14 protein-coding genes are annotated in these 16514 nt (G+C 73.4%); 6 read left to right on the top strand and 8 right to left on the bottom strand.

Annotated features, from left to right (window positions below; genetic code table 11):
• Positions 1-319 precede the first annotated feature (319 nt).
• Positions 320-1693 carry an MFS transporter gene (locus B5D66_RS00725; RefSeq protein ID WP_159457182.1) on the top strand — a complete coding sequence of 458 codons (1374 nt, stop codon included), beginning with the start codon at positions 320-322 and terminating at the stop codon, positions 1691-1693.
• Positions 1694-1869: 176 nt separating this feature from the next.
• On the opposite strand, the gene B5D66_RS00730 is transcribed toward B5D66_RS00725, so the two are convergent.
• Positions 1870-2121, bottom strand: a complete 252-nt coding sequence (locus tag B5D66_RS00730) for a hypothetical protein (RefSeq protein WP_078759590.1) — start codon at positions 2119-2121, stop codon at positions 1870-1872.
• Between the two features lie 177 nt (positions 2122-2298).
• On the opposite strand from B5D66_RS00730, the gene B5D66_RS00735 reads away from it, so the two are divergent.
• The 3 genes from B5D66_RS00735 (at position 2299) to B5D66_RS00745 (ending at position 6373) form a co-directional block, all read left to right on the top strand.
• The gene (locus B5D66_RS00735) at positions 2299-3021 is read left to right on the top strand and encodes a class I SAM-dependent methyltransferase (protein ID WP_078760003.1); all 723 of its coding nucleotides are present in this window, start codon (positions 2299-2301) and stop codon (positions 3019-3021) included.
• Positions 3018-4547: an FAD-dependent oxidoreductase gene (locus B5D66_RS00740; RefSeq protein WP_078759591.1), complete on the top strand. Its 1530-nt coding sequence runs from the start codon at positions 3018-3020 to the stop codon at positions 4545-4547. The genes B5D66_RS00735 and B5D66_RS00740 overlap by 4 nt, the downstream gene beginning before the upstream one ends.
• Before the next feature lie 233 nt (positions 4548-4780).
• Complete coding sequence (locus B5D66_RS00745; protein WP_078759592.1) at positions 4781-6373, top strand: alpha/beta fold hydrolase; 1593 nt, start codon at positions 4781-4783, stop codon at positions 6371-6373.
• Between the two features lie 296 nt (positions 6374-6669).
• Here the strand turns inward: B5D66_RS00745 and B5D66_RS00750 are convergent, their stop codons facing one another.
• The 4 genes from B5D66_RS00750 to B5D66_RS00765 all read right to left on the bottom strand — a co-directional run bounded on the left by B5D66_RS00750 (position 6670) and on the right by B5D66_RS00765 (position 11336).
• Entirely contained in the window at positions 6670-7668 is a 999-nt protein-coding gene (locus tag B5D66_RS00750; protein WP_078759593.1) for a Rieske (2Fe-2S) protein, read from the bottom strand.
• Between the two features lie 16 nt (positions 7669-7684).
• The gene (locus tag B5D66_RS00755) at positions 7685-8638 is read right to left on the bottom strand and encodes a phytoene/squalene synthase family protein (protein WP_078759594.1); all 954 of its coding nucleotides are present in this window, start codon (positions 8636-8638) and stop codon (positions 7685-7687) included.
• 1 nt (position 8639) lies between these two features.
• Entirely contained in the window at positions 8640-10109 is a 1470-nt protein-coding gene (crtI, locus tag B5D66_RS00760) for a phytoene desaturase family protein (protein WP_200813491.1), read from the bottom strand.
• Between the two features lie 78 nt (positions 10110-10187).
• Positions 10188-11336 (bottom strand): polyprenyl synthetase family protein, encoded by a 1149-nt coding sequence (locus tag B5D66_RS00765; RefSeq protein WP_078759596.1) that lies wholly within the window; start codon positions 11334-11336, stop codon positions 10188-10190.
• Between the two features lie 288 nt (positions 11337-11624).
• Between B5D66_RS00765 and idi the strand changes: the two genes are divergently transcribed.
• Positions 11625-12191 carry an isopentenyl-diphosphate Delta-isomerase gene (gene idi / locus B5D66_RS00770; protein ID WP_078759597.1) on the top strand — a complete coding sequence of 189 codons (567 nt, stop codon included), beginning with the start codon at positions 11625-11627 and terminating at the stop codon, positions 12189-12191.
• 174 nt (positions 12192-12365) lie between these two features.
• Here idi and B5D66_RS00775 read toward each other — a convergent pair whose 3' ends face one another.
• On the bottom strand, positions 12366-13532 hold the full coding sequence (locus B5D66_RS00775; RefSeq protein WP_078759598.1) for a magnesium and cobalt transport protein CorA: 1167 nt from the start codon (positions 13530-13532) through the stop codon (positions 12366-12368).
• Positions 13533-13900: 368 nt separating this feature from the next.
• On the opposite strand from B5D66_RS00775, the gene B5D66_RS00780 reads away from it, so the two are divergent.
• Entirely contained in the window at positions 13901-14149 is a 249-nt protein-coding gene (locus B5D66_RS00780) for a hypothetical protein (RefSeq protein WP_078759599.1), read from the top strand.
• A 10-nt stretch (positions 14150-14159) separates the two neighbouring features.
• On the opposite strand, the gene B5D66_RS00785 is transcribed toward B5D66_RS00780, so the two are convergent.
• Positions 14160-15197 (bottom strand): SDR family NAD(P)-dependent oxidoreductase, encoded by a 1038-nt coding sequence (locus B5D66_RS00785; RefSeq protein ID WP_078759600.1) that lies wholly within the window; start codon positions 15195-15197, stop codon positions 14160-14162.
• Positions 15198-15234: 37 nt separating this feature from the next.
• Complete coding sequence (locus B5D66_RS00790) at positions 15235-16422, bottom strand: zinc-dependent alcohol dehydrogenase (RefSeq protein WP_078759601.1); 1188 nt, start codon at positions 16420-16422, stop codon at positions 15235-15237.
• Positions 16423-16514: the final 92 nt, after the last annotated feature.

Consider the following 16514-nt stretch of genomic DNA (forward strand, 5'->3'; position numbering starts at 1 on the left):
ATCGGCGCGCCGCCACACGCCAGCGGACGACCGGACAAGCCCCACCCGGAAACCCCGACCCGGTGACCTGGCCGGTCTCCCGCTCCCCGAGCGGCAACCGCGGACCGCCGCGCTCGCTCGCGCGTGTCCTACAATCGTCTCCGACGGCGCCGCCGCGTCGCGGCCTTCCCGCCCGGCGGACCGCGCGGTCCCGCCTCCCGATCGCCGTCGCCCTCCTCCGTCTCCGGAGTCCTCGCGCGTCCTCGTCCACGCGCACGCCTTCCCCTCTTCCGATCCGTTCGGTACCGCGCGCCCGTCGCGCCTTCGGAAGGGGACCCCTTTGCCCACCGACTCCACCGCCCGTACCCCCGCGAATGGCCGCGCCCCGCGTGACGGCCGACGCGCCTCACTCGCGTTCGCCCTGGGCGCCTTCTGCGTCCAGTTCGACTCCTTCGCGCTCAATCCGGCCCTGCCCACGATCGGCGCGGACCTGAACCTGTCCGCCCCGCTCCTCTCCTGGACCGTCGCGGTCTACCTGCTGGCCTGCGGCTCGCTCATGGTCGCGGGCGGACGCCTCGGCGACACCGTGGGACACCGGCGGGCGCTCGCGGCCGGGCTGGCCCTGTTCGGCGGCGCGTCGCTGCTGTGCGGGGCGAGCACGGCCGGCTGGGCGCTCGTCGCCGCGCGGGCGCTCCAGGGGGTGGGCGCGGCGCTGGTGATGCCGTGCGGGCTGGCCCTCGTCGCGCTCGCCCACCCCGAGGGGGAGCGTTCCCGGGCCACGGGGCGGGCCCTGGGCGTGGCCGGGCTCGCCACCGCGCTGGGCCCGCCGCTCGGCGGGCTGCTCGCCGACGCGGCCGGGTGGCGCTGGGTGTTCCTGGTCAACGCCCCGCCGCTCGCGCTGGCGCTGCTGTGCGCGCTGCGCGCGCGGGTGGGCGGACGCGGCGACGGTGGGGCGCGGCCGGGAGCGGTCGGGGTGGCGGCGCTGGCGGGGGCGGCCGGCGCCGTGATGCTGCTCGCCGAGCGCGGCGCGGCGTGGGGGTGGACGTCGCCGAGGACGGCCCTGGTCGCGGCGGTGGCCCTGCTCTCGGCGGCGGTGCTGTGGCGGGCCGAGCGACGGTCGGCGGTCGCGCTGGTGCCGGCGGCGCTGCTGCGGGACCGCGGCTACCTGCTCGGGTTGCTGGCCGGCGCGGCGGCCAACGCCACGACGGTGGGCTGGCTGTTCGCGGTCCCGCCCCTGCTCCAGGGCGTCTGGGGGCTGGGGCCCGGTTGGGCGGGGACGCTGTTCGCCGTGCCGGCCGTGGCGATGGCGCTGGCCGGCCCCGTCGCGGGCCGGCTGGCGGGCGACCGGCCCGTCCTGTCCCCTCTGTTGTTCGCCACGGGGGCGGGCGGGCTGGCCGTGGCGACGCTGCCGGCCGCGCCCGGTCCGGTGGTCCTCGCCGGGATGCTGGTGTGCTGTGGCGCGGCGCTGGGCCTGGCCGGGGCGCTCACCCTGGTCGCCGCCCAACAGGCCGCCCCCGCCGGTGCGGCGGGCAGCGCTCCGGGCCTCACCAAGACGGCGGTCACGCTGGCCGGCGCGTTCGGCGCGGCGGCCTCGGCCGGTCCCCCGCAGGAGGCCCTCCTCCTGTCGGGAACGTGGTCGCTGGTGGCGGCGCTGGCGGTGACCGTCGCGCTCGCCGTCCGGGCAGGTCGCCGCCGCGGCGAGCGCGCCCGGTAGGCACGCGGCCGGCGCGGGCCTTCGCCCCGGGAGCCGCGCGTCGCCTCCCCGAGGTCCGGATCCGCCTCACACGGCCCCGACCGGCGAAGCGCGGGGTTCGCCCTGGGACGGGACGCCGCGGCCACGGTGCGGCCCGGATGTCCCCGGCTTCCCCGCGGGGCCGGGACGCCGGTCCCTCAGCCCAGGACGATGTCGCCCTCGGCGGTCCGGCGGGCCGCGACACGCCGTCCGACCCGGGTTCCCGCCGCCCGGGCGGCCCTGCGGATGCGTTCGAGGTCGTCCTGGTCGGAGGCGGGGATCCGGATCTCCTCACGGCGGCGTAGCGCCCGGGTGATCCTGGCGACCAGCTCGGCGTGCTCGGCGTCGGCGTGGCGCTGCTGGGCTCTGAGGGATTCCGCGGACTCGGTGCGGTGGGCATCGTCGACCATGCTCGGACTCTAGTGGCCGGGCCGGCCCGAGGTCGCCCCGGGCCTTGCCTCACGCCGGTCACAGGCATGAGTCTCACCACTGTGGGCATCACGGGCTGCTGAGGGACCGCTCGGTCCCGACGACCACGTTCTCTCCGTCTCCAGGCAGGAGCCCACGTGCCCGAGTCCGTGCAGGACATGAAACCCCGGCGGGTGACCGAGGAGTTCGACCGCGCCGCCCTCTCCTACGACCGCCTCGTCACCGTCAACCCCGGTTACCACGCCCACCTGCGCAGGTCGGCCCGGCGGCTACGGCTTCCCGACCACGGGGCGGGGCTGCGCCTGCTCGACCTGGGCTGCGGGACCGGGGCCTCGACCGCGGCGCTGCTGGCGGTCTACCCCGAGGCCGCGATCACCGCGGTGGACGCCTCGGAGGGGATGCTCGCGGTGGCCCGGGCCAAGCCCTGGCCACCGGGGGTGCGGTTCGTGCACGCCCGCGCCGAGGAGTTGACCGTCGAGGAGCTCGGCGGCCCGTTCGACGCGGCGCTGGCCGCCTACCTGCTGCGCAACTGCCCCGACCCCGACACGGTGCTGGCGACGATCGCGGGCCTGCTGCGCCCGGCCGGCCGGCTGGCGCTGCACGAGTACTCCGTCGCCGACTCCGCGCTGGCCCGCGCGGTGTGGACGCTGGTGTGCGCGACCGTGATCATCCCGGCCGGCCGGCTGCTCACCGGCCGCGCCGACCTGTACCGCTACCTGTGGCGCAGCGTCATGGAGTTCGACGGCGCGGCCCGGTTGCGGCGGCGGATGTCCGTGGCCGGCTACCGGGACGTGCGCACCGCCCCGATGACGGGGTGGCAGCGCGGCATCGTCCACACCTTCCTGGGCCGCCGCCCCACCACGGCGGAGGAGGGGCGATGAGGCGGCCGGGCCGTGACCGGCGGGCTCGTGCCCTGCCCCCGGCCCCGCCCGGTCCACGCCCCCCGGGCGAGCCACCGCGGGCGGTGGTCGTGGGCGGCGGGATCGCCGGGCTCGCGGCGGGGGTGGCGCTGGCCGAACGCGGCGTGGAGACGGTGCTGCTGGAGCGGGAGTGCTATCTCGGTGGACGGGTGGGCGGCTGGCCGACCACGCTGCGTGATGGCACGCCGGTGACGATGAGCCGCGGGTTCCACGCGTTCTTCCGCCAGTACTACAACCTGCGGGCGCTGTTGCGCCGGGCCGACCCGGGGCTGGGGATGCTGGTGCCGCTGCCGGACTACCCCCTGCTCCACCGCGACGGTCGGGCCGACGGCTTCCGGGGCCTGCCCCTCACCCCGCCGTGGAACGCCGCGGTGCTCGCGGCGCGCAGTCCCAGCTTCCCGGTGGCCGAACTGCGCCGGGTCAACGTGGTGGCGGCGCTGCACCTGTTGGACGTGGACGTGCCCGGCGTCTACGAGCGGCTGGACCACGTCGACGCGGTGGAGCTGCTGGAGCGGATCCGCTTCCCCGCCACGGCGCGGCACCTGGCGTTCGAGGTGTTCTCGCGCAGCTTCTTCGCCGATCCGCGGCTGCTGTCGGCGGCGGAGCTCGCCTCGATGTTCCACCTGTACTTCCTCGGTTCGTCGGAGGGGCTGCTCTTCGACGTTCCGAGAGTCCCGTTCCCGCAGGCGCTGTGGAACCCGGTCGGCGCGTACCTGCGCGGGCTGGGAGCGCAGGTGCGGACCGGCGCCACGGTGTCGGGGATCGGCCCCGGGCGACGGCGCCGTTTCGCGGTGAGGACGTCCGATGGCGTCGAGGAGGCCGACGCCGTGGTCCTGGCGACCGATGTGGGCGGGTTGCGGGAGATCGTGGCGGCCTCCCCGCAGCTGGGGGACGTGGAGTGGCGCAAGCGGATCGCCGACCGGCCGTCCGCGCCGCCGTTCCTGGTGTCGCGGCTGTGGCTGGACCGGCCGGTGCGCGCGGAGCGGCCGGCTTTCCTGGGGACCGGCGGTTATCCGACGTTGGACAATGTCAGCGTCCTGGAACGCTACGAGGACGAGGCGCGTTCGTGGGCGGCGCGCACCGGCGGCTCAGTGGTGGAGCTGCACGCCTACGCGCTGGCGGAGGGCTGTGACGAACGCGAGGAGCGCGCGCGGCTGCTCGCCCAGCTCCACGAGGTCTACCCGGAGACGGCCGACGCGGAGGTCGTGGACGAGCGGCACGAGTTGCGGGCCGACTGTCCCCTCTTCCCGCCGGGGGACTTTCCCGACCGGCCGCGGATCACCACCCCCGACCCGCACCTGGTGCTGGCCGGTGACCACGTGCGGGTGGACCTGCCGATGGCGTTGATGGAGCGGGCGGCGACCAGCGGCGTACTGGCCGCCAACACGCTGCTGCGCGGCTGGGGTCGGCCGGGACACGTGGTGTGGAGCGTGCCCAACCAGGGGCGCAACCGTCTCCTGCGCGCTGTGGCCCGGATGCTGCGCTAGCGGGATGGCGCCTTCGGCCGGGCCCGCGGAGTTCGCGGGCCCGGCCCCGGGTGGCGGACCGGGGGTGGCCGCGGGCCGGGACCGCCCCCGCTGACACTTGACCACATTTGGTCACACGTGTCCGAATATGACTTTTGTAATTGTTGTCAGCCCGCGTCCGGTTCATACAGTTGCTTCTCCGACGCAAGCGACCCCGTTCCCCCGAACGGGCCAGAACGCGGAGGCAACCCCCCGTGCGCAGACCACGCGCCAGCACCATGACCGCGGGCGTCCTCGTGACGGCCCTGGCCGCATCCCTCGCGACGGCCCTTCCGGCCGCCGCCGACCCCCGTCCCACCACCGACGACCCCGCCCTCGCGGACTTCCACGACCAGGAGATCACCTGGTCGCCCTGTACCGAGAAGACGCTCCAGGGCCTGGAGTGCGCCGACGTTCAGGTCCCGTTGGACTACTCCGAGCCCGACGGCGAACGCGCCACCGTGGCCATCAGCCGCTCCGGCGCCGACGACCCCGCCCAGCGGCGCGGCATCCTGCTCACCAACCCCGGAGGACCCGGGGGCCATGGGCGTTCCCTCGCCGGGATGTACGAGGGGACCCGGGTGAGCCAGGTGTACGACGTCATCGGCATGGACCCCCGCGGCAGCGGCGCTTCCTCCCCCCGCATGGACTGCGGGTCCGAGCCGTCGCCCCTGTATCCGCGCCCGACCGACGCCGAGATCTCCGATGCCACCCGGGCCGCGATCCGCTACCAGCGCGACTGCGAGGACGCCCAGGGCGACCTCCGTCCGCACATGACCACCGCCAACACCGCCCGCGACATGGACGTCATCCGGGCCGCGCTGGGCGAGGAGAAGATCGACTACCTCGGTTACTCCTACGGCACCTACCTGGGCGCGGTCTACGGCAGCCTGTTCCCCGAACGGCTGGGCCGCAGCGTCTTGGACTCGCCGGTGCACCCCGACGGCATCTGGCGCAACGTGTTCCTGCGACAGGCCCCCGCCTACAGCGCGAACATGGACCGTTACACCGCCTGGGCGGCCGAACACGACGACGTCCTCGGCTTCGGTTCGACCCGGGAAGAGGTCTACGCGACCTTCGACGCCACCTCGGCCCGGCTGCGAGAGGAGCCGCGCACCGACTTCCCCGGCATCCTCTACGACAACCACCTCTTCGACTTCGAGGTCGGCCAGCTCTCCCGTGACCAGCAGCACTGGGACATCGCCTCGGAGTACCTCGGCTACTTCGTCCGCGACGAGCCCCTGCCGCCGGAGTTCGTGTCCGAGTTGCAGGCCCTGACCGAGGAGGAGGACTACGGCGTCACGACCCAGGACCTGCAGACGGCGGTCCTGTGCGAGGCCGAGTGGCCCGGGCGGATCAGCCGGTACCACGCGGACGCGCGCGCCTACCGCGAGGAGCACCCCTACGGGGTCGGCGCCTACTGGTCCCTCCCCCACCCGTGCACCTTCAACACCCTTGAGCGGCCCGAGCCCCTGGTGGAGCTGGAGCGCGACGGCTACTCCGAGCCGCTGCTCATCGCCGGCGAGTTCGACGCCAACACCGCCTACGAGGGGGGCGTGGCCATGGCCAAGCTGCTGGACGGCCCCCTGATCACGGTCGCCGGCGACGGCGGGCACGGCTTCTACCTGCCCGGGGGCCTGGACTGCGTGCGGGAGGCGGTGGAGGCCTACCTGGTCGACGGCGTGGTCCCCGGCGATCTCACCTGCCAGGGACCGCCCCCGGCGGAGCTGGACACGGCTCCGGAACTGGAGGCCGAGGAGATCGCCCCGTTGACGGAGCCGGCCGTTCCGCTCGGCCCGGGGATCTGATCCCATAAAGGGCCCGCCCCCTGCTGCGCCGCTCCCCGGAAGTCGGGCTGAGAAATCGGTTCCGCTTCCGGGGAGTATGCGCACGAATCCGCGTAGTCCGCGCACCAGCGAGCAGCGTGCTGCCGCCGCGAACCTGTTCGAGGCCGGTCACGGCTTCACGACCACGGCCTCGTTGCTCGGTACGGGCCCGTGCCGGGACCGGGGAAGAAGCCGGGCCCGGGTCCCGCCGAGGCACGGAGACCGGCTCCGGTCGGAGGCGTCGCCGGACGGCCCGCTCCGCCTTCCGGTAACGGGACCTAGCCCGGCCAGCGGCCCGAGGTGCGCAGGGTGTAGCGGCGCTCGGCGTAGTCGAGGTCGTCACGCCACAGCCGGCGCGCGGCCAGGCGCATGAACGGGCGCACGGCCGGCGCGACACGGCGGGCCGCGCGAAAACCCGGCCGGCCCGATGAGGCGATCGTCGCCTCGATGACCGCCGTCCGGGGCACTCCGTTCCCGTCGGTGCCCAGCGGCGTCGCGTGCGTCTCGACGACGCTGCCCTTCCCCTCCCCCTCGACGATGTGCATGACGACGGTGCGCGGTTCGGGGCAGGTGAACGCGGCGCGCACCGGAACGCCCCAGCGGCCGGCGACCTTGAAGGCCACCTCCACGACGAAGCGGTCCTCAACGGGGTCGGGCTCGCTGGGCGCCTCGATGACGCGCAGGCCCACGAAGGAGTAGGGGTGGAACCAGGAGCCGTGCCAGGGGTCGAGCCGGTTGGCGACGACGTCCTCGGGTTCGCAGCGTCCCGCCATGGTCGCCACGGCCGCGATGGTGGTGGCCGGGTCGGGTCGGGTCGCCAGGACGGGTTCGGACAGGGGTTCCTCTCCGCCGACCTCGTCCAGACGGACCCAGGCCAGCACACCGTCGTCGTGGACGGGGTAGGGCTCCCAGCCGGGGAATCCCTCCGGCCCCAGGGAGAGCCCGTGCCAACGGCACACCAGCCGCCCCTCGCCGACGGCGCCGCGGCACAGCGGGGCGCCCAGGTGCGGGCAGGCCCCGGGGGCCGCGTGCAGCGCGCCGTCGGGGGTCCGCCAGGCCACCACCTCGGTGCCGGCGACGACCCGTCCGAAGGGGCGGTCGGCGCGCACCTCGTGGCTTGCGGCGAGGACGTACCAGTTGCCCGACGGGCGGGCCTGGGCGCGTTTGAGCGCGGCCGAGATCAGGCCGGGCGAGGCGCCGCGCCAGGTGGGCGCCTGGTCGCCCCACGTCGTGGCGGGCATCCGGCGCAGCGGGATACGGCGGGGGGTGGTGTCCATATGCGGTCCTCCGTGGTCAGGCGGTGGGTACCGGGGCGCGGGACGCGGTGAGCCGGGCCATGACCGCGCGGCCGAGCGCGGGCAGCGCCACACGCGCGCGGCGCCGGCCGGGGACGGCGTGGCGGCGGCTCCACACGTCGTAGTCCGACGCCTGGATCTCGTCCAGGATGCCCTGGTAGAGCGTGAAGGCCGTGGCGACGCACGGGCGCGACACCGGATCGAGCATGGCCAGGCCGGGACGGGCCCGCGCGTAGTCGGCGCGGTTGAGCGCCACGAGTTCGGCCAGCGCGGCCCGCACGCGGGGGTCGCCGCGTCCCTCGCGCCGGCAGCGGGTGAGCAGTCCACGATCGACCCCGTAGGCCGACAGCACGTCGGCGGGCAGGTAGATCCGGCCGCGGTCGAGGTCCTCTGCGACGTCGCGGAGGAAGTTGGTGAGCTGGAACGCCTCTCCGAGCGCGGCGGCGTGGGGGGCGGCGCGCTCGCGCGGCACCACGGTGCCCAGGACGGGCAGGACCTGTAGTCCGATGACCGCGGCCGAGCCGTACATGTAGCGGCGCAGGTCGTCGTAGGTGGCGTAGTCGGTGACGGTGAGGTCCATGCGCATGGACTCCATGAAGGCGGCGAACAGCTCCGCGGGGATGCCGTAGCGGCGGGTGGTGTCCGCCAGGGCGCGAACGACGGGTTCGGTGGAGCCGTCACCGGACAGTCCGGCGCGCAGCTCGCCGTCCAGGGCGTCGAGCGCGGCCGCCGTCTCCACGCCCCGGGTCCGGGTGCCGAGGTCGTCGACGACGTCGTCGACCCAGCGCGCGAAGCCGTACAGGGCGTGGATGGCGGGCCTGCGCGCCGGCGGCAGTACCCGGGTGGCGAGGAAGTAGGTGCGGCCGTGGTCGGCGTGCAGGGCACGGCACAGGGCGTAGTCCGCGCGCAGCCGCGCGTCGACGATCCCCGCGGCGTCGAGCTCGCTCCTCACCTCAGCCCCTCCTCACGGAGGCGACCGGCGTGCCGGTGACGCGCGCCGCTGCGAGTTTTCCCGACACGAGCACGGTCGGCAGGCCGACCCCGGGGGTCGTGCCGCAACCGGCCAGCACGGCGTTGGCGGTTCCGGTGACGAGGTTGCGCGGACGGAAGGGGCCCGTCTGGGCGAAGGTGTGGGCGGTGGCGAAGGGGGTGCCGAAGGCGTGACCGGTGCGGGCCCAGTCGGCCGGGGTGACCAGGCGCTCGGTGACGGTGGCGGAGCCGAATCCGGTCAGGCCGCGCCGCTCCAGCGTGGCGACGAGCTCGTCGCGGTACCTCGGCCCGAACCGGTCCCAGTCGATGCGGCCGGCGCGCAGGTTCGGGCAGGGCGCCAGCACGTAGAACAGGTGGCGCCCCGGCGGTGCGAGCCCCGGATCGGTGTGGGTGGGTTGGGTGATCAGGAACGAGGGGTCGCTCATGACCCGTCCCCGGTCGATGATCTCGGTGAAGGTGCGCTGCCAGGCGGCCCCGAAGGAGATCGTGTGGTGGCCCAGCTCGTCCCAGGTACGGTCGGTGCCCGCGTGCAGGACGACCGCCGAGGGCGAGAACCGCAGGGGGAACAGCCGTCGCGGCGTGCGCCCCAGCAGCCGGTAGGCGACCGGGAGGTCGGGGGTGAGGACGACGGCGTCACAGGCGATGCGCTCGCCGCCCTCGGTGATCACGGCGGTCACCCGGTCGCCGCGGCGTTCCAGCCGGGTGACGGCGTCGCCGTAGCGCAGTTGGGCCCCGGCCTTCTCCGCGGCGCCGGCCAGCGCCTCGCCGAGCGCGCGCATGCCGCCCCGCGGGAAGTGGACGCCGGCGACGGTGTCCATGTAGGCGATGACGGCGTAGGCGGCCAGGGCCTGCCGTGGCGCGACCCCCGCGTACAACGACTGGAAGGAGAAGATCCTGCGCAGCCGTTCGTCGGTGACGAAGCGGCCGATCGCCGGGGCGAGCCGGCCGAACCCGCCGAGCGCGGCGAGACGGGCGAGCTCCGGGGAGAGCAGGGAGAAGGGGGAGTCGAAGTTGGCGTCGATGAAGCGGCGCATCTCCAACCGGTACAGCTCCTCCAACCAGGAGCGGAGCCGCAGGTAACCGGCCGCCTCGCGCGGGCCCGCCACACGACGCACCTCGGCCTCCATGGCGTCGGCGTCGGTGTGCACGTCGATGGCCGAGCCGTCGGCGAACCGGGCGTGGTAGGCGGGGGTGAGCGGGACCAGGTCGAGGCGGTCGGTGACGGTCTCGCCGACCGCGCCGAGGACTTCGTCGAGCAGGTCGGGCATGGTCAGGACGGTCGGTCCCGTGTCGATCCGGAAACCGTCGAGGTCCAATCGCCCGGCACGACCGCCCGGATGGTCGTCGCGTTCGACGACGGTGACCCTGCGGCCGGCCCCGAGCAGGTGCAGGGTCGCGGCGAGGCCGGACAGGCCGGCCCCGATCACGACCACGTGGTCGGTTGGTCCGGTGACGGTGCGCAATCGCCCTCCCTGGAGTGAACGGTGGTGTCGATCAGGCGGTGCCGCCGGTCAGTTGCCGCGCCGCGCGATGCGGCCGGCGATCTCGCCCAGCGCGGCGCGGGCACTGTCTTCGACCACGGCCTCGGCCAACCGCGAGATCCCACGCGCGGTGAGGTGGTCGATGCGCTCCTCGACGGCCTCGCGCGCACCGAGGCGGTCCAGGGCGGCCCGCGCCCTCTCGATCCGCTCGGGTTCCCGGGTGCCGGTCACCGAGGTGAGCGCCTCCAGCGCGTCGGTGTCACCGCGCTCTTGGGCGCGGCGCAGGCCGATCGCGAGCAGGAGGGTGCGTTTGCCCTCGCTCAGGTCCTCACCGGCCGGTTTGCCGGTGGTGGCGGGGTCTCCGAAGACGCCGAGCAGGTCGTCGCGGAGCTGGAAGGCGGTCCCGACGTCGCCGCCGTAGCCGCGTAGGGCCGCGACGACCTCGGGGGCGGCCCCGGCGATCGCGGCGCCGAAGTGCAGGGGGCGTTCGACGCTGTAGGCGGCGGTCTTGAGCCGGGCGATGCGCAGCGCGGCGAATTCGCTGGGGTCACGGCGCGCCTGTCCGTGCACGTCGAGGAACTGGCCGGCCATCATCTCGGTGCGCATGGCCTGCCAGGCGGGGCGGGCGGCGGCGCGCTGGGCGGGGCTCAGCCCGGCGTCGTCGAGCATGTCGTCGGCCCAGACCAGGGCGAGGTCACCGGTGAGGATCGCCAGCGCGTCACCGTAGCGCTCGGAGTCACCCTCCCAGGCGTTGTCCCGGTGCGATCGGGCGTGGGCCGCGTGCAGGGCGGGGGCGCCGCGGCGCAGCGGCGAACGGTCCATCACGTCGTCGTGGACGAGCGCGCAGGCCTGGACGAGTTCCAGCGCGCCGGCCGCGCGCAGCATGGTCTCGGCCTGGGGACCTCCCCTGGCTCCGCCCGCGGCCCGCCATCCCCACCAGGCGAAGAGGGGGCGGATCCGTTTCCCGCCGTCGAGGATGAAGGAACGCAACCTGTCGACCACGGTCCGGGCGAACCCCTCGTCGGCGTCGAAGGCGAGATCTCGGCGGCCGTCGAGGAAGGCGGTGAGAACGGCGTGGATTTCGTCGGGGACGGACTCGTCCAGGGACCGCTCCGGCTCCGATTGGTCAGGGGCGAGGCGTGGTCGCGGCGTGACCGCTGCTGGCCGAACCTCTGGCATGGACCCTCCCGGGGTGTTCCGGTCCCGTGTGGACCGGCGGGGCGAGGCGGGCCCGGCGTCCGCCGGCCCGCCCCATTAATTCATATTTCATATTTCTTATTTTTTAAACATCTTACTGATACTTCTTCTTGTGTCACGCTTTGCCGCGGACGCCACGCCGGGCGTTTGGACACACCATCGCTCCTCGGCGCCGATCATGGGAAGACGACCGTCGACGAAACACGCCGCCTGAAAGGCTGGGCTACCCAACGAGCCGACACCGGAACGTCGACGGAGAACGGAGACCACGTGCACAGCGTCCACCCCGCGCAACCAGCGTCCGGAGCGGAGGAGACCGGTCAGGAACTCGTCGTGCTGCTCGACACGGACCACAGGCCCATCGGCAGCGCGGCCAAGGCCACCGTGCACCACGAGCACACCCCCCTGCACCTGGCGTTCTCCTGCTACGTGTTCTCCCCCGCCGGCCGGCTGCTCATCACCCGACGCGCTCTGGGCAAACGCGCCTGGCCGGGGGTGTGGACGAACTCCTGCTGTGGGCATCCGGCGCCCGGTGAGCCGATGGAGACGGCCATCCGGCGCCGGGTCCGCCAGGAGCTGGGCATCGACGTGCGGGACCTCCGCCCGGCCCTGCCCGACTACGCCTACCGCGCCACCGACGCGAGCGGCGTGGTCGAGAACGAGTTCTGTCCCGTCTACCTCGCGACCAGCGACGACACCCCCGACCCCGACCCCGCCGAGGTCATGGAGTGGCGCTGGGCCGACTGGGAGTCCTTCGTGACCCTGGCCCGCGAGGCGCCGTGGAGCATCAGCCCGTGGGCGGCCGAGCAGTCGGTACGGCTCGCCGAACAGGGCTGACCCGCTTTCCTCCGCGCCTCCCGCGAGGGATGCCCCGTTCTCCTCCGGCCTCGAAGGAGGCGGCCCCGCCCGTCACGCCCCTGGCCGGCCCCTGCCGTTCCGGCCGCCACCATGAAAGGCCCGGTGCCCATTCGCCTCTTCCGCCCGGTCGGCCGCGGCCGACCGGGCGGCACCTCAGAGCCAGCCGCGGCGTTTGAAGACGAGGTAGAGGATCGCGCTCACCATGAACATCAGCGCGATCGCCATGGGATAGCCGTACGCCCAGTGCAACTCCGGCATGACGTCGAAGTTCATGCCGTAGATGCCGCCCACGACGGTCGGCGCGAACAGGATGGCCGCCCAGGAGGAGATCTTCTTGACCTCCTCGCTCTGGGCGTAGCTGGCCTCGGTGAGGTGCTTCATCTCCTCGTTCTGGGCCTGGCTGACGAGGGTGGCGTTGACGGTGAGGATGTTGCCGAGCATCTGCCGGAAACCGTCGACGCGCTCGGCGACGGTGGTGGCGTGGTCGGCGACGTCGCGCAGGTAGCGCTGGAGTTCCTCGTCGGTGCCGTACTTCTCGAACCCGGCCTCCAGGCCCTCGAGGATCGACAGCAGCGGACGGGTGGCCCGCTGGAACTCGATCACCTCGCGCGAGAGTTCGTAGATGCGCCGCGACACGCCCGGGTCGCGGCCGAACACCTGGGTCTCGATCTCGTCGATATCGTTCTGCAGTCCGGCGACGACCGGCGCGTAGCCGTCGACGACCGCGTCGAGTACCGCGTACAGCACGGCCTCGGGCCCCTGGGCGAGCAGTTCGGGGGCGTTCTCGAGGCGGCGGCGTACCACGCTCAGGTCGGGGGCCTGGCTGTGGCGGACGGTCAGGACGAAGTCGGCGCCGACGAACAGGTGGATCTCACCGAAACGGACCTCCTCCACCTCGTCGACGTAACGTGCCGCGCGCAGGACCACGAAGAGCGTGTCGCCGTAACGCTCCAGCTTGGGCCGCTGGTGGGCGACGATGGCGTCCTCGACGGCCAACTCGTGCAGGCCGAACTCCTCGGCCGCGGCGAGCAGCTGGGACTCGGAGGGCTGGAACAGGCCGATCCAGGCCATGGCGCCGGGCCGGCGCGGCACCCTTTGGTGCAACTGGGTGATGCCGGTGGGCACGCCCTCCTGGCGACGTCCGTCGATGTAGATCGCGGCGTCGACGACGCTGTCCTCGACCGGAGCGCTGCGAGGCGTCTCCTCGGCGCGAGGGTCCATCGAGTACTCCGGCGCGGGTCCCGAGGCGGGGTGGGACCGGCGGGAGGAGGCCGGGGTGCGGAGCGTGGGCAGCCATGCGCGCATGCGGCGCTGGGGCATGGAGACTCCCGAGCGGATCGTCGGAACGGAACCTGGGGCGCGCGGACACGGGGTGATGCGGGGCGCGCCGGACCTGGTGCGGGATCTACCTGGTACTCGGAGGTTGGCTCATGTTCGGCCTCACCTCCCGGGTCCGTGGATTCGCTCGACGGTCTCCCAGGTTACCCTGCCGGTCCGATGCGGCCGTAACGTCCGGCCGCGCGACGTGTGCGATGTCCCCGGAACACGCCTCACCGCCCTCCTCGCGACCAGGCCGTTCACCTGTATGGTCAACGGAGAGTAATACAGCAGTCACTCCGGGAAGCACCCTGTTGGTTGTCGGGTTCTTCCGGAGTCCGGCGAAGGCACAGCGGAGGGAAGACGACACGATGACCTCTCACGACCGTCCCCGTCCCCACTGGAGCCTGCGCGTCGTGGGAGCGGCGCTGCGTGTGTTCCCCGGAGTCGTCGCGGTGTTGAGCGGAGCCGCCCTCATCACGGCGCTGGCCGGCCTGGCCGCGGTTCGGCTGGTGCCCGCGGCGTCGGCGCCCGTCGCGGCGTTGACCATGCTGCTCGCCGCGCTGTTCGTGGCCGGCCGCCGGCGCAACGCGCGCAGGCGTCGCGCGGCGACCGGCTGATCTCCCCCGGTCATCCGCGCCGCGCGGCCGCGCCGTCGGCGGGGAACTGGTTGAAACGGCGGCCCGCCTCCTCGTTGAGGGCCGTCAGGCCGCGCACCACGCTGCCCGCGTGCTCGCCGGCCTCCAGCCCGCTACGCGCCTCCTCGTCGGTGGAGGTGGGCAGGACCCTGTTCATCGTGCGCAACGACCACTGGGTGAACCCCGGCCATGCGCCGTGCAGGAGCACCGCGGCCCGGGCCATCGGGGTCAGCACGAGGTGGTGACGGCCGATGCGCATCGCCTGGACCATGCGGCGGGCGGCACGCTCGGCGTCCATCGACACGACCGGAAGCCCGGCCAGCAGGGAGAACCAGGTGTACTCCCGTTCCGGAGCCCCGGCGAACAGGGCGCGGCGGTGCGAACCGGTGCGCATGAGGCCCGGGACCACGGTGGTGACGTGCACCCCCTCGACGGCGAGTTCGGCGTCGAGCCCTTCGGAGAGCGCCACCTGGGCGAACTTCGCGCAGGAGTAGGGCATCAGGTGGGGAATGCTCAGCTTGCCGCCGATGGAGGTGATGTTGAGGACGTGGCCGCGACGGCGGCGCAGCATGGGCAGCACCGCCCGCGTCAGCCGCAACGGTGCCCAGAACATCAACTCCATCGCCTCGACGAAGTCGTCCCGGGTCATCGCCTCGAAGGGCGCCACCTGGATGATCCCGGCGTTGTTGACCAGGATGTCCAGACCGCCGAAGCGGGTCTCGATCTCCTGTGTCAGCCGCGCGACGGCCTCCTTCTCGCGCAGGTCACAGGTGAGGGCGTGCGCCTCGACGCCCCGACCCCGCAGGTCGGCGACGGCGCGGTCCAGTTCGTCGGTGGCGCGCGCGCAGATCAGGACGCGGCACCCCTGCGCGCCGAGTTCACGCGCGAGGAGCAGGCCGAGCCCACGGGACCCGCCGGTGACCAGCGCGGTGCGCCCCCTCAGGTCCTGTGGGCGGCGGGCCAGGCGCAGGGCCGCCGCGCCGATCCCCACGGTGGCCCCCATCACGAACGCTGTCTGTTTCCATCCCATGGTCGTCGTTCCTCCTCGGCTCTTTCGCTGCGGTGGCTCAGGCACCGGGACGCAAGACCACCTTGACCGCGCCGTCCCGTTTCTTCTGGAACATGTCGTAGGCGTGGGGGGCCTCCTCCAGGGGCAGGACGTGGGTGGTCAGGTCCTCGACACCCAACGGGTCCCCAGTGTCGGTGAGCAGGGGGAGGATCTCGTCGGTCCAGCGCCGGACGTGGGCCTGCCCCATGCGGATCTGCACGCCCTTGTCGAACAGGTCGAGCATCGGCATCGGGTCGGCCTGTCCCCCGTAGACGCCGCTGATGGAGACCGTTCCGCACCGGCGCACCAGGTCGAAGGCCAGGTTGAGGGCGGCCATCCGGTCGACCCCGGCGCGCCCGATGAGCCTCTCACTGACCGCGTCAGGCAGCTTCCCGGCCAGCGTCTGGGCGGCCTTGGCCATCGGTGAGCCGTGCGCCTCCATGCCGACGGCCTCGATCACCGAGTCGGGGCCACGGCCCCCCGTCATCTCGCGGACCCGCTCGGCGGCGTCTCCGGTGGACACGTCGAGGGCGGTCACGCCGTGCCGGCGGGCCATCTCCAGCCGCTCGGGCACCAGGTCGAGGCCGAAGACCTGCTCGGCCCCGCGATGGCGGGCGATGCGGGCGGCCATCTGTCCGATCGGTCCCAGCCCGATGACGGCCACCGATCCGCCCGGCGGAACGTCGGCGTAGTCCACCGCCTGCCAGGCCGTGGGCAGCACGTCGGACAGGTAGAGGAACCGTTCGTCCGGCGGCCCTTCGGGAACCTTGATCGGCCCGAAGTGCGCCTGGGGCACGCGCAGGTACTCGGCCTGGCCGCCGGGGACGTGTCCGTAGAGCTTGGTGTAGCCGAACAGCGATCCGCCGGTGCCGTGCTCGCGGTTCTGGGTGGTCTCGCACTGCGCGTAGTAGGCCATCCGGCACATGTGGCAGTGCCCGCAGGAGATGTTGAAGGGCACGACCACGCGGTCGCCGGGGCGCAGGCCGTCCACCTCGGAGCCGACCTCCTCGACGATCCCCATCGGTTCGTGCCCGAGGATGTCACCGGGTTCCATGAACATCGTGAGCACCGAGTACAGGTGCAGGTCCGATCCGCAGATCGCGGTCGAGGTGATGCGCACGATCGCGTCGGTGGGTTCCTCGATCACGGGGTCGGCCACGTCGGTGACGCGGACGTCCTCCTTGCCCTGCCAGGTCACGGCTTTCACTCCGCCTCCTCTCCACCGGGTCACGCCGCGCTCGCGCGACGCCGTCGTGACTCCCCTGGCCTCGATCCCGACCGGTAAACCCGCCGCAAATC

The organism is Marinactinospora thermotolerans DSM 45154 (assembly GCF_900167435.1).
In the GTDB taxonomy this organism is placed as follows: domain Bacteria; phylum Actinomycetota; class Actinomycetes; order Streptosporangiales; family Streptosporangiaceae; genus Marinactinospora; species Marinactinospora thermotolerans.

Coding starts and splice junctions, on each gene's coding strand:
- B5D66_RS00785 (WP_078759600.1), bottom strand. CDS start 15,197: ATGGGATGGAAACAGACAGCGTTCGTGATGGGGGCCACCGTGGGGATC.
- B5D66_RS00735 (WP_078760003.1), top strand. CDS start 2,299: ATGAAACCCCGGCGGGTGACCGAGGAGTTCGACCGCGCCGCCCTCTCC.
- B5D66_RS00775 (WP_078759598.1), bottom strand. CDS start 13,532: ATGCCCCAGCGCCGCATGCGCGCATGGCTGCCCACGCTCCGCACCCCG.
- B5D66_RS00765 (WP_078759596.1), bottom strand. CDS start 11,336: ATGCCAGAGGTTCGGCCAGCAGCGGTCACGCCGCGACCACGCCTCGCC.
- B5D66_RS00780 (WP_078759599.1), top strand. CDS start 13,901: ATGACCTCTCACGACCGTCCCCGTCCCCACTGGAGCCTGCGCGTCGTG.
- B5D66_RS00750 (WP_078759593.1), bottom strand. CDS start 7,668: ATGGACACCACCCCCCGCCGTATCCCGCTGCGCCGGATGCCCGCCACG.
- B5D66_RS00740 (WP_078759591.1), top strand. CDS start 3,018: ATGAGGCGGCCGGGCCGTGACCGGCGGGCTCGTGCCCTGCCCCCGGCC.
- B5D66_RS00730 (WP_078759590.1), bottom strand. CDS start 2,121: ATGGTCGACGATGCCCACCGCACCGAGTCCGCGGAATCCCTCAGAGCC.